This is a genomic window from Vibrio sp. M260112 (genome assembly GCF_036533775.1).
Classification (GTDB): domain Bacteria; phylum Pseudomonadota; class Gammaproteobacteria; order Enterobacterales; family Vibrionaceae; genus Vibrio.
Map to the genome: position 1 here is coordinate 1 of NZ_JATABH010000071.1, position 12,540 is coordinate 12,540.

At 45.3% G+C, this 12,540-nt stretch carries 7 protein-coding genes and 6 pseudogenes; 6 read left to right on the plus strand and 7 right to left on the minus strand.

The genetic code is table 11. The annotated features are described in order from the left end of the window. Window positions 1-161 precede the first annotated feature (161 nt). The 3 genes and pseudogenes from QTN95_RS18760 to QTN95_RS18770 form a co-directional block, all read left to right on the plus strand. Window positions 162-344: pseudogene (locus QTN95_RS18760) on the plus strand (DUF2999 family protein); the annotation flags it as partial. A gap of 185 nt (window positions 345-529) precedes the next feature. Next, a complete protein-coding gene (locus QTN95_RS18765; protein WP_331418560.1) occupies window positions 530-1,432 on the plus strand; it encodes an AraC family transcriptional regulator in 903 nt (300 codons plus the stop codon). 160 nt (window positions 1,433-1,592) lie between these two features. Continuing rightward, a pseudogene (locus QTN95_RS18770) lies at window positions 1,593-1,812 on the plus strand (transposase); the annotation flags it as partial. Between the two features lie 23 nt (window positions 1,813-1,835). On the opposite strand, the gene QTN95_RS18775 reads toward QTN95_RS18770, so the two are convergent. From QTN95_RS18775 to gcl, 7 genes and pseudogenes are all read right to left on the minus strand, one after another. Further along, entirely contained in the window at window positions 1,836-2,450 is a 615-nt protein-coding gene (locus QTN95_RS18775) for a TetR/AcrR family transcriptional regulator (protein ID WP_138971641.1), read from the minus strand. A 227-nt stretch (window positions 2,451-2,677) separates the two neighbouring features. Then, the gene (locus QTN95_RS18780) at window positions 2,678-3,814 is read right to left on the minus strand and encodes a glycerate kinase (protein WP_331418561.1); all 1,137 of its coding nucleotides are present in this window, start codon (window positions 3,812-3,814) and stop codon (window positions 2,678-2,680) included. Between the two features lie 22 nt (window positions 3,815-3,836). Further along, complete coding sequence (locus QTN95_RS18785) at window positions 3,837-5,189, minus strand: GntP family permease (RefSeq protein WP_138971643.1); 1,353 nt, start codon at window positions 5,187-5,189, stop codon at window positions 3,837-3,839. 181 nt (window positions 5,190-5,370) lie between these two features. Next, on the minus strand, window positions 5,371-6,513 hold the full coding sequence (locus tag QTN95_RS18790) for a sugar diacid recognition domain-containing protein (RefSeq protein ID WP_331418562.1): 1,143 nt from the start codon (window positions 6,511-6,513) through the stop codon (window positions 5,371-5,373). A gap of 297 nt (window positions 6,514-6,810) precedes the next feature. After that, window positions 6,811-7,670, minus strand: a pseudogene (locus tag QTN95_RS18795) (2-hydroxy-3-oxopropionate reductase). 72 nt (window positions 7,671-7,742) lie between these two features. Continuing rightward, window positions 7,743-7,865 (minus strand): annotated as a pseudogene (locus tag QTN95_RS18800) (hydroxypyruvate isomerase); the annotation flags it as partial. Next, window positions 7,854-9,485, minus strand: a pseudogene (gene gcl / locus QTN95_RS18805) (glyoxylate carboligase); the annotation flags it as partial. The pseudogenes QTN95_RS18800 and gcl, both read right to left, overlap by 12 nt. 312 nt (window positions 9,486-9,797) lie before the next feature. Here gcl and QTN95_RS18810 point away from each other — a divergent pair. The 3 genes and pseudogenes from QTN95_RS18810 to QTN95_RS18820 all read left to right on the plus strand — a co-directional run bounded on the left by QTN95_RS18810 (window position 9,798) and on the right by QTN95_RS18820 (window position 12,440). Then, window positions 9,798-11,008, plus strand: a pseudogene (locus QTN95_RS18810) (malate synthase). 56 nt (window positions 11,009-11,064) lie between these two features. After that, window positions 11,065-11,502: a GlcG/HbpS family heme-binding protein gene (locus QTN95_RS18815; RefSeq protein ID WP_138971646.1), complete on the plus strand. Its 438-nt coding sequence runs from the start codon at window positions 11,065-11,067 to the stop codon at window positions 11,500-11,502. A 374-nt stretch (window positions 11,503-11,876) separates the two neighbouring features. Next, complete coding sequence (locus QTN95_RS18820; protein WP_331418563.1) at window positions 11,877-12,440, plus strand: hypothetical protein; 564 nt, start codon at window positions 11,877-11,879, stop codon at window positions 12,438-12,440. The last annotated feature ends 100 nt before the right edge of the window (window positions 12,441-12,540 follow it).

Consider the following 12,540-nt stretch of genomic DNA (forward strand, 5'->3'; position numbering starts at 1 on the left):
CTATAACGACGCCGGATATATGTCGCAAGACCGTCGACCATCAATGTTAATCTCCGTTAAGGGTGCCTATGAAATAGCTTAAAGAAAAGACCGACATTAATTTCAATCAGGCCTTGCGAACAGCGAGGTGACCATATATGTCCCTTTAATTCCTTAATTGACAAAACCCTTTTGCTGCAATGGCCACTATCAGTCAATTGGGCTTACCTCAAGACAAACTTCAAATGCTGATGGCGCAAGTCATGCAAAACCCTGCGCTAATCAAAGAAGCGGTTGAAGAGTTGGGATTGGACTTCTCTAAAGTTGAAGAAGCAAAAGAGAAACTACAAAGCCAAGACAACTAAACATCTGCGTCCTAAAACACGAGCTTTAGACATGGCCGTTACTCCCAATATGGGGATAACGGCCTTTTTCATTGTTTATTACCACAAACCCTTGCTCTCAAATTGATGGATTTTGCATTGCAACCTAACTCAAATCGTTTAGTCTATTCTCTGTCAATTCTTGATCATGAGTAGAACGTAGAACAATGCGCGTCGACTATCATAAACGGCTGATTCCAGTCATTCGCTATCTGGAACGACACTTTAATGAACCTCTGAATCTGCCAGAAGTCGCCGCTTTGGCTAACCTCTCTCCCTACCACTTTCATCGCACATTTAAAGCGGTACAGGGAGAAACCTTGGCTGATTTCATTCGTCGGCTAAGGCTTGCGGCGGCAGCCGACGAACTCTTCAAATCAAAGCAACCCGTACTCAATATTGCTCTTGAATACGGTTTTTCCTCTTCTCAAAGCCTAGCTAAAGCGTTTAAGCAACACTATGGCGTCACGCCAAGCGAATTTAGAGATTGCGAAAACTATCAGGCATTTTCTAATTTGGCGCGAAACAGCAAGATTGGACACACGTTGCGCAAGAATGGAAACGAAAGCAAGATCATCGAACCCTATACTGGCTCTGAACCAACAATATGGAGCAAGACAATGGAATTACAACAGTTTGATGCAACCAAATTAGCTTACGTACGAGTTACTGGTCCGTATGGCGAAGGTTACCAAGAAGCCACCGAGCGTCTCTATCAGTGGGCAGGGATGAAAGGTCTCGCAGGCAATACCTGCATCTTTATTTATCATGATAATCCGGAAATCACACCGAATGATAAATGCCGTACAGATATCTGCTTAATGGTTCCAGAAGATACCGAAGTTCCACAAAATATTGAGCTGCAGGACTTCCCTGGAGGCCAGTACGCGGTAATGCGCCAAAAGATTACTGAGCACAGCCAGTATTCAAAAGCGTGGGATGACTTGATGGATAACGTGATTAACTCAGGAATGGAGAACGATGACCGTCCTTGTTTCGAGCTATATCACAGCTACGACCCAGAAACACAACATTCAGATGTGAGCTTTTGCACCGCCATTAAGCCATAGTTCAGCAGACACTCTCCTGCCCCAAAAAGCCTTCTATCTAGAAGGCTTTTTAGCTTACCTAACTAGACTGAATCACAAAAATAGAGGCTTTGCGTAATTCGATGAAACTACATCAGGAAGCTACGATCTGATCGCTACACCCATTCATTGTCGTATCCTTATGCCGAAACCTCGTTACAAAACAAATAACTGGAAGCATTACAATAAAGCCTTAATTAACCGTGGTTCTCTGACCTTTTGGATTGATGAGGAAACGATAAGCCAAGTGGAAGCAAAACAAGCAAGGCAAGCGTGGCAGACCTCGCCGATTCAGCGACTTAGCCATTATTACTACTGCATTGATCAAGGAGCGGGCAATGGCTCTATTTCTGACATCACTGTGAATAGGAATTAGCTCAATCACCTAGCCGTTGCTCTTAACTCCGCAGCCTTTGATGACTAATTGGGTTAAAAACTCAGCAGCCTGACGATAGTCTTCGTTATCAAGCTGAGGTTTCTGCATCACATTACAGATCTGCCAACCAAAGTCAGCGTATGTCTGAGTGGCCGCCCAGATGGTAAACATGAGGTGTTGAGGGGGAACATCATCCATAAATCCAAGCTGAGACCAGGTCGAGAACTTATCCATCATCATTCGAGCCTGCTTAAAAAGCTCATCACCAATATCTTTTGGCAGTGCTTTCGCACCCGACATCACTTCGTTGGCAAACACTTTTGACGCATGAGGGTGATCTCTTGAAATACGTAGTTTGGCTTCTATGTATTGGCTCAAAGCCTCTACCGGATCGCTCAACTCTTCAATAGGACGCGATGCTTCAAGCAATGGCTGAGTCACGGTTTGCAGCACTGCGTAATAGAGCTTGTCTTTGGAACTGAAATAGTAGAACACGTTCGCTTTAGGGATATCAGCGGCCTTGGCAATATCGATCATTTTCGTCGCAGCGTACCCTTGAGTCGCAAACTGCTCACTCGCCACTTCAATTATCAAGTCCTGATTTTTCTGCCTAATGCGAGTCATTACGTATTCCTATATCAATCTGTTAAGTCATAGTAAACAAACTGCTAACAATGGTAAATGACGTTACCAAAAAGGTTAGAGCCCGTTTCATTGAGCAAATCCCTGTACCTTATAAGACAAACCAAGTATAGATTTGAATGATAATATCGTAACAAACTTCCAAAGTTTCCATTAAATAAAAACGGCCACTAAAATCGTGGCCGTTGGAAACATGAGAATAAGGTAACTTAATCAAACTTCATTGCTAGCGCAGCCGCAATATTACGTGAGGTCATTTCGACGTTAAATGCTGCTTCTTTTAGCGCCGTCGGTAAGTCCGTCGCACCTAAAACGACACTGTACACCGCATCTAGACCATGATCGTGAACCACACGGCAGTCCTGCGCGGTACTGCCTGCGATACCAATCACAGGCAAGTTATACAGCTTAGCGGTACGAGCAACACCAATCGGTGTTTTGCCATGTATGGTTTGGCTGTCAATTCGCCCTTCACCCGTAATCACTAAGTCTGCATCTTTGATCACTTCAGCAAGATTGACGGCATCCATGACAATGTTGATCCCAGGACGGAGCGTCGCATTAAACAAACCAAGTAACGCAGCCCCTAGCCCTCCAGCAGCACCCGCTCCGGCTTGATCAATCACATCCTTACCGTTGGTCTGAAGAATCACCTTAGCGTAGTGAGCAAGGTTTGCATCTAGCTGAACCACCATTTCTGGCGTCGCTCCCTTTTGGGGACCAAAGATATGTGAAGCACCTTTTGGACCACACAACGGGTTATCGACATCACAGGCCACTTCCAATTGTACGGTCGCTAAACGCGAGTCCAGCCCCGACAAGTCAATATTGACCAAATCAGCCAGAGCGCCGCCACCAAAAGGTAAGTCAACGCCCTTTGCATCAACCAGTTTCGCACCCAGTGCCTGTGCCATGCCCACACCGCCATCATTGGTCGAACTGCCACCAATACCGATAATAATATGGTCAACACCTCTATCAAGTGCCGCTTTAATCAGTTCGCCGGTGCCATATGTGGTAGTCAGTAATGGGTTTCGCTCATCGGGTTCAACTAAATGAAGGCCTGATGCTGCCGCCATTTCAATAACGGCAGTCGAACCATCACCAAGTAGTCCGTAAAAGCCTGTGACTGGCTGACCCAGAGGCCCCGTCACTTCAACCGTTACGATATCGCCTCCAGTCGCGTCAACGAGGGATTGCACTGTGCCTTCCCCACCATCCGCCATCGGCAGTTTGATGTACTCTGCGTCTGGCATGATTTCTTTGAAGCCACTTTCAATCGCAGTCGCCACTTCCATAGCAGTGAGACTTTCTTTGTAAGAGTCTGGAGCGATCACTACTTTCATATATGTTTCCTATTTTGGCTTGTTACAGAAGAACAAGACTTAGAATGTAAACCAGTGTCATTGCTGTCACGCCCTGAACCAGGGTTGCCATGGTTTGTGCGCGGTAAGCGAGTCCAACCGACATACGGCTAAACTGAGAGACAACCCAGAAGAAGCTGTCGTTCGCATGCGATACCGTCATAGCACCAGCACCAATCGCCATCACTGTAAGTACTCGTCCCATTTCAGAGTCTAGTCCGAGTTGAGCTAACATCGGGGCAACAAGCGCAGACGTAGTCACTAGAGCCACCGTTGACGAACCTTGCGCAGACTTTAGAGCCGCCGCAACGATGAATGGCATAAAGATACCGACGCCCAAAGCAGACAAGGTTGTTCCTAAATATTCACCCAGTGGTGTTGCTTTTAGAACCGCACCAAATGCACCACCAGCACCAGTAATGAGTAGAATTGGAGCCGCCGCAGTAATGCCTTGGCTAATACGCTGACCAAACTCTTCAACCTTGTTGTCGCTCTTTAGCAAACGTACTGACAAGAACAAACCAATCAACAGTGCAGTCAGTGGTTGACCTAAGAACACCAACACATCAAACAGCGCACCCTCACCCAAAGGTAGGCTTGGGAACTTGGCAATTGAGCCAAAACAGATCAATAAAATAGGCACAAAGATTGGTGCAAATGCCTGCCCTGCAGTCGGCAGCTCGCCGTAAGAGGCTTTAAGTTCTTTCCAGTCCTGCTTGATCTCTTCTGCCTGTTCAGCCGCATCAGGTTCAACATCTTTAAAACGATTAGCCCACAACATACCCGCTAGCGCTGCGGTTGCGGCAACAAAGATACCCACACCAATAACCAGACCTAGATTAGATTCAAGACCTAGATTACCTGCGGCAGCAATTGGACCAGGAGTTGGCGGCACGAATGTATGCGTTGCGTATAAACCCGTTGCTAGCGCCACACTCATTGCGACACTGGATGTTTTCATACGGTTTGCCAATGACTCTTTCAGAGAGTTAAGGATGACAAAACCAGAATCACAAAAAACAGGCACCGACACGATGTAACCAATAATGCTCATCGTCAGAGTCGGGAAACGATCGCCCAGTACTTTAATCACAGTATCGGCCATCGTAATCGCTGCGCCGCTTTTCTCTAGGATGACACCAATTATGGTACCGAGAACAATCACTAGGCCGATATAGCCAAGAATGCCGCCAAAACCTGAAGCGATGGTCTTAGCAATACTGTCAGCTGGTAAGCCATAAGCAAATGCAGCTAAAAATGCTGCTACGATGAGTGCTAAAAAGGGGTGTAACTTAAACTTGGTGGTTGCGAGGACGATAAAGGCTATCACCCCCAGCAGGATTAGGATCAGACTCATAATAACTCCGTTTATAGTAATGTTTGTTCTCTACGCCAGAACTCATTTCCGACATTGAGGGTGTCAGTAGGGACGGGGTTATTATTCAGTGATTCCACCATCATTCCTTTATGCAAACTGACAAATTTTAAGCGACCAAAACGTCTTAAATATGTCAAATTGCACAAATCACTCTATTAAATTACAAACATTTAAGTGCTAAATATAACTGCACCTTATTATCTAAACTATTGATTTTAAAGTTAGTAATTTCTTCTATCTTATCTAGCCTATATCGCAGAGTATTGCGGTGAATATGTAGCGCTGCACAAGCTTGAGCTAGATCGCAGTCTTGATCAAAAAACACTCTGAGCGTCTTAATAAGTACGCCTTTGCTATCGTGTCGCAACAGTTTTTCTAACGGTTCCGTCAGTTGAGAGCGCCTCCATTGGTCTTGTTTTAGTCCGCCAACCAATACTGACAACTTATGATCTTGATAGAACAAGATCGCTTCTTTGCTCTTCTCTGCACTCGCAAGCGTCGCTTTAGCGGTTTCGTAAGAGCGCGCTAAACCCGCTACCCCTGAAAAGTATTGCCCTAGTGCGATCTGAATTGAGAAGTCCGCTTCCTGTGCGATGCGTTTCAACAGACGTTTAACCCGCGCTTTCTCTTCATTCTGGTTCCAGTTCCCTTCCACAAGAGTCACTGGTTTTAGCACCACCACTTCGTTCATTGACACAGAGACTATGCCAACAATATTGTCTCGTTCAGGATAGTCCAAGAGATGCACCAGCTTCTGCAAATGCTCTAATGTCAATGACTGTCCCTGTTTCGGTATAACCTTTACTACGGCGGCAACTCTTGGCTGCGCAAGATTCAGATCCAGTCTCTCTGCGATCGATAGCAGTTGGTTCTCGTTTAGGGTCGACCCTTGTATTAGTTGCATCAGCAACTCTTCTCGATGACGCTTGTTCCACTGAATCTGTGCTATCAAGGCTTCTTGCTCAATGATCAGTTCTGCCGTCATCTTGACCAATTCGCCATAACTTCTGACGTCATCCGGTTGGCCCGATATTCCTACCACTCCGATCACTTTATCTTGATAAAGAATGGGGAGATTGATTCCCTCTTTTACACCAATCAGTGTACTGGCAACCGTCTGATTAATTTCAATAGTACGGTTATCATGAATCGCCAGTAAGGCTCCCTCATGAGTGCGATGTAAACGGGTTGGATCACTGGATCCGATAATCTGTCCGTTCTCGTCCATAACGTTCACGGGAAACTGGATAATTTTCGTCGCACGTTCAACAATTTGACGAGCGATTAGGGTATTTAACTGCATCTCTTTTGCCCTGTGATATCAGCCTGTCGGCATACCCGATTAACATATCACAAGCCTCCCTCAATTAACTGAACTCACTATATTGCGCAGTTCACAATGAGAAGAAAAAATCCCGAAGTAAGTACGCCAGGTGCCTGCTAAGACGGAGCCCGATAAGCACTCCTACCTTTTGCCTTACAACGGGAACGCGTATAAAAGGAGACAAAAAACTACGCGATTTAGTAGCAATAAATTTAGGGTTCATGCCAAACCCAAGGAGCAATAAAGGGAGAGGAATCCTTTACGCCCCGGACGGAATTACTTTCTGATTGAATGATCAGAGCGTTTCTCAATCGCTTTAATCAAAGCAGAATGATCCCAATTTTGACCACCTAACGCCGCACAATCTTCAAACAGCTCTTGAGCTGTGGCGGTATTAGGTAGTGCAACTCCAAGCTCTTTCGTGCCTGTCAGTGCAAGATCTAGGTCTTTTTGGTGTAGAGAGATTCTAAAGCCCGGATCGAAGGTACCTTCAATCATGCGCTAACCGTGAACTTCGAGAATCTTCGAGCTAGCAAAACCACCTAATAGAGCCTGACGGACTCGTGCGGGATCCGCACCGGCTTTTGAAGCAAACACTAACGCTTCAGAAACCGCTTCAATGTTTAAAGCAACGATAATTTGGTTGGCTACTTTACACGTTTGACCCGCACCATTGTCGCCCACCAAAGTGATATTTTTACCCATCGCTTCGAACAGTGGACGGGCTTTATCGAACGCTTGTTGTGAACCACCCACCATGATGCTTAAAGTGGCGTTAACCGCGCCCACTTCACCACCCGACACTGGCGCATCGAGATACTGAGCACCACTTTCATTAATACGTGCTGCAATCGCCTTGGTTGCCATTGGTGAAATCGAGCTCATGTCGATAACCAATTTGCCCTCAGCGCTAGTCGCTGTCAGGCCGGCTTCAACACCTTTTTCACCAAATAGCACATCTTCAGTATGTTTGGCACCATGAGGATAACCACATCGGCTAAACGTGTTGCCTCTTCTGGTGAGTGACAAACTATCGCTCCCGCTTGCACAAGATCTTTTGGCGGTGGGTTGAAATGGTCTGAAACCACAATGTCATAGCCTGCTTTTTGTAGATTGGCAGCCATTGGTCTGCCCATGATTCCAGTACCGATAAATGGGTAGTTGATTTCCCCCGTCCCCGGTTCATGTCGTCCTGGATTGTCAGCCAACTGCACATGAGCGATTTGCTCGATGTTCGCTGACATGGTTGGTGCCAAATCACCTTCCATGATCTGCATGTGGTAGATGTCATACTGAATAAACAGGTTGTCACTACCGACTTCCTTGATGATCGCTTTCGCTTGTGCGAATGCCACCTGCATTTGCTCTGGGTCAGTAACACGAATCGCTTTACAACCTAGACCTTCGACGACCGCCACATGGTCAACACCGTAGCCATTAAGTTCGGGGGCATTTTGGTTCTCGAACGCAAGTTGAACACAGTAATCAATGTCGAACTGACGCTGAGCCTGTCGAATCAAACCTAGGTAGGAGTTGTTCACCAATACATGGATGTAAGGCAAATTAAACTGAGCACCAACCGCTAATTCCTCGATCATAAACTGGAAATCATAGTCACCAGAGATAGCGACGATATCTCGATTTGGATCCGCTGCACGAACACCTAGTGCCGCCGGAGTTGTCCAACCTAACGGCCCCGCCTGACCACAGTTAATCCAGTGACGCGGTTTGTATACATGTAAGAACTGGGCAGCAGCGATTTGCGACAGACCAATGGTGCTGACGTAACAGGTATCGCGACCAAACGCCTTATTCATCTCTTCATAAACACGCATTGGTTTGATTGGCGCATCGGTGTAATGGGTTTTACGTAACATCGTCGCTTTGCGCTGCTGACATTGCCCCACCCAAGCACTACGATTTGGCAATTTACCAGCGTCTCGCCACTCACGAGCCACTTCAACCAAGAGTTCTAATGCCGCTTTAGCGTCAGAGACAATGCCTAAGTCTGGACAGAACACTCGACCAATTTGCGTCGGTTCGATATCAACGTGAACAAACTTACGTCCTTTAGTGTAAACATCCAGTGAGCCGGTATGTCGGTTTGCCCAACGGTTACCGATACCAAAGACAAAATCAGACTCAAGTAGAGTGGCGTTACCGTAACGATGTGCGGTCTGCAAGCCAACCATACCCGCCATTAGCTCATGGTCATCGGCAATAGAACCCCACCCCATTAAAGTAGGGATGACGGGGACGCCAGTGATCTCGGCGAATTGCTGCAACAATTGTTCAGCGCCCGCATTAATCACGCCCCCACCAGAGACAATCACTGGATTTTCTGATTCGCATAGCATTGCCATCGCTTTCTCAACCTGAGCTCGAGTGGCTTTTGGTTGGTAAGCTTCCAACGGCTCATAGGTATCAATATCAAATTCAATTTCCGTTAACTGTACGTCTATCGGAAGATCGATAAGAACCGGACCAGGACGGCCAGAACGCATCAGATGGAATGCATGCTGGAATGCTCGTGGCACCTGAGCAGGCTCTAGAACTGTCGTCGCCCACTTGGTGACAGGTTTGGCAATCGACTCAATATCAACCGCCTGAAAATCTTCTTTGTGCAAACGCGCACGTGGTGCCTGTCCAGTAATACACAAGATTGGAATTGAATCTGCCGATGCCGAGTAAAGACCGGTAATCATATCCGTACCCGCTGGGCCTGATGTACCGATACACACACCAATATTGTTTTGATTGGTACGGGTGTAACCTTCAGCCATATGCGACGCACCTTCCACGTGACGCGCTAAAACATGATCGATTCCACCAAGCTTTTTCATTGCTGCGTACATTGGGTTGATGGCTGCACCAGGAACGCCAAAGGCAATGTTTACACCTTCCTTCTTCAACACCTCTACCGCTGCTTCAATTGCCTTCATCTTTGCCATGCGAACCTCCATTTCGATTGTATACAATTCAAAGACACTTTGTGCACTATGAATCATATTTAGAATTTGGCAACCCCAAATGCAACATTTTTTCAACATAGAGCATTTGCTTTAAGCGCTCACTAACCCTTTAAAACTTAGAAATCATTACTTTACATAAAATATCTTTACATAAAAATAATTCCCCACACGCTCAAATGAAAAATAATTGTTAAATACCCTTTGATTGTTTACATAAATTGAAATATAAGTATTCGTGAACAATCAATTTTGTACACAAAATCATTCGATATTGTTTAAAGGAGACGAACAATGAGTATGAACGATGTAGCAGAAAGAGAAGAGACTGCCTGTCTACGCGTGGTTGGTAATACAGAGAACCCAGAATTCCAAGCCATACTGTCTAAAGAGGCTCTCTCTTTCCTAACCAAACTTGTAGAGAAGTTTGCACCGCGTAGAGATGCACTATTGCAAGCTCGCGAAGAGCAACAAAAGCGTTATGACGCTGGCAAATTGCCAGGCTTTCGCGCTGATACTAAGCAAATTCGGAATGACAAGAGCTGGAAAGCATGGAAGAATCCCAATGGTGGGATGATGTTTTCTCATTCACCGAAGATTACTTTGGCGTGCAACGCGGCACCATTCGCGCCACAGTGCTCATTGAAACCCTACCAGCCGTATTCCAGATGGATGAAATGCTGTATGCCATGCGCGACCACATCGTCGCAATGAACTGTGGTCGCTGGGACTATATTTTCAGCTACATCAAAACGTTGAAAAATCACGCTGATCGCATTCTTCCAGACCGTCATGTGGTCGGGATGGACAAAGAGTTCCTCAATGCCTATAGCCAGCTGTTAGTGCGTACTTGCCACCAGCGAGGAGCACTCGCGATGGGGGGGATGTCGGCCTTTATTCCAGCTAAAGATCCCGCAGAGATGGAGCGCGTGACCGCCAAGGTCATCGAAGATAAAGAGCGTGAATCACGTAATGGTCACGATGGTACTTGGGTGGCTCACCCAGCGCTAGTTGACCTCGCAATGTCGGTATTCGAAAAGAACCTTAATGGCAAAGCCAACCAACTTGATTTCGTTAGTCCAATCAACGAAATAGGAGCAGATTTACTGCTTAAACCCTGTGAAGGTAGCCGAGACGAAGCAGGCGTGCGCAAAAACATCCGCATTGCTCTCTACTACATCGAAGCATGGATCCAAGGTCATGGTTGTGTGCCGATTTATGGCCTGATGGAAGATGCTGCAACGGCGGAAATCTCACGTGCCAACATTTGGCAATGGATACATCATGGCGTCGTACTCGACGACGGACAAACATTTACCAAAGAGCTCTTCCACCAATGGTTGTACCAAGAGCTCGACACCATTAAACAGGAAGTGGGCGACACTCGATTTGCTGCTGGCCGCTTTGAACAAACCGCTGACCTTTTCTTCGAGCTGTCGACAGCAAAAGAGTTCGCCACCTTCCTGACCTTACCAAGCTATCAGCTTCTACAAGGAGCTGAGTAATACCTCGCTGACTTACATTGTGTAAATCAGGCTGGTAAACGTTAACAGGAGATAACATGGGAAGTTTAACTCTAGAACAAGCACTGTCCGTCATAGACGGCACCTTTCAGGCAGGCTTAAAGAACAAATGCGCACCGCTTACGGTCGCTGTTCTCGACAGCGGGGGTAAGCTGATTTCCCTGCAACGTCAAGATGGCTCTAGTATGATGCGACCAGACATCGCCATCGCTAAAGCTTGGGGGGCACTCGCGCTCGGTTGTTCGTCGAGGAAACTCGCTCAGGATGCCGACAGCCGTCCTGCATTTATCTCCGCCGTTAACGTATTGGCTCACGGTAATATGGTTCCAGTACCCGGCGGCTTGCTGATCCGAGACGCAGAAAAAAACATCCTTGGCGCGGTTGGTGTCAGCGGTGATCTGTCAGATATTGACGAGTCTTGCGCACTTGGAGGCATTGATCACGCACGACTCTACTCAGACGAAGCCATCTCTTAGCTAACTAGCTAAAGAAATAGGCCCACTAATTCATAATCATAACCCTCTAGGTTCAATTATAGCTTACCAACCAAGCACCTAATCGGTTTCAATTACTTGAAACCGATTATAATCAAAATTTAATAATCAACACTGTAAACATTGTTGATTATTGCCAACATTTCCTCACATTAAAACCTATCTTTTTAAGTAAGAAATCCTACGAACAGCTAGGAAAAAATGCCAACCAATTAACAAAGAAATCATTAAAAAAATTAAAATATAGAATAAAAATCCCGAAGCAATAATAGTTATTATTTTTTACATAGAATGTATCCATAGGTCATATATGGTAAACATATGAATTGGCATTGTTACACTAGATATGAAGAGTTATGAAAAACATAAGCGAATTTCACAAACTGGCCAAAACAAACATAAACAAAATCCTAAGTGAAATTAATAACAAAGAGACAATATCAAATGTAAAAATTGCATACTATTATACAAAATTAGACAATTTATTGTTTGATATTCTATGTGATATTAATTGGAGAAAAAAAACAAAACGTCCATTAGACCAAAAATGGGAAGATGCCGTAATCCTCTATTCAGGCAAGTTACAAAAAATATACTTAAATACAAATGGAAACGTTAAGGAAAGCCTCAATAAGCTCATGTGCGATAGCCATAAAGAAAGACATGACGAAAGACATGAACTGAAGAAAAACAATATAAAAACATTGAGTCACCCTACCTTTTATGGTCTAAAAAAAATATATTTAAGTCCGTTAAGATCAAACGAAAAAGCAACAAAAAAAAGAAGAAAACCTGAAGATTTAAAACAACTATTTATCAAAACAATGATAAACAATGATTGGAAAATCAAAAAACACTGGCTAAATTGCAAGGCGTTGTTGCCTAAATCAGTTGAACCTTTTTCGAGTCTTGCGATCTGACCCTTTATGATGGTTAGAGCGGTGGTGGCATGGGTAAGGCAAAAAAGAAGATAACTAACTGGGCGGAGTACAATAAGGCTCTGTGTAAACGGGGCTCGGT

Excerpts from the sequence above, each read along its gene's own strand:
- QTN95_RS18765 (WP_331418560.1), top strand. The coding sequence starts at position 530 with ATGCGCGTCGACTATCATAAACGGCTGATTCCAGTCATTCGCTATCTG.
- QTN95_RS18775 (WP_138971641.1), bottom strand. The coding sequence starts at position 2,450 with ATGACTCGCATTAGGCAGAAAAATCAGGACTTGATAATTGAAGTGGCG.
- QTN95_RS18780 (WP_331418561.1), bottom strand. The coding sequence starts at position 3,814 with ATGAAAGTAGTGATCGCTCCAGACTCTTACAAAGAAAGTCTCACTGCT.
- QTN95_RS18785 (WP_138971643.1), bottom strand. The coding sequence starts at position 5,189 with ATGAGTCTGATCCTAATCCTGCTGGGGGTGATAGCCTTTATCGTCCTC.
- QTN95_RS18790 (WP_331418562.1), bottom strand. The coding sequence starts at position 6,513 with ATGCAGTTAAATACCCTAATCGCTCGTCAAATTGTTGAACGTGCGACG.
- QTN95_RS18815 (WP_138971646.1), top strand. The coding sequence starts at position 11,065 with ATGGGAAGTTTAACTCTAGAACAAGCACTGTCCGTCATAGACGGCACC.
- QTN95_RS18820 (WP_331418563.1), top strand. The coding sequence starts at position 11,877 with ATGAAAAACATAAGCGAATTTCACAAACTGGCCAAAACAAACATAAAC.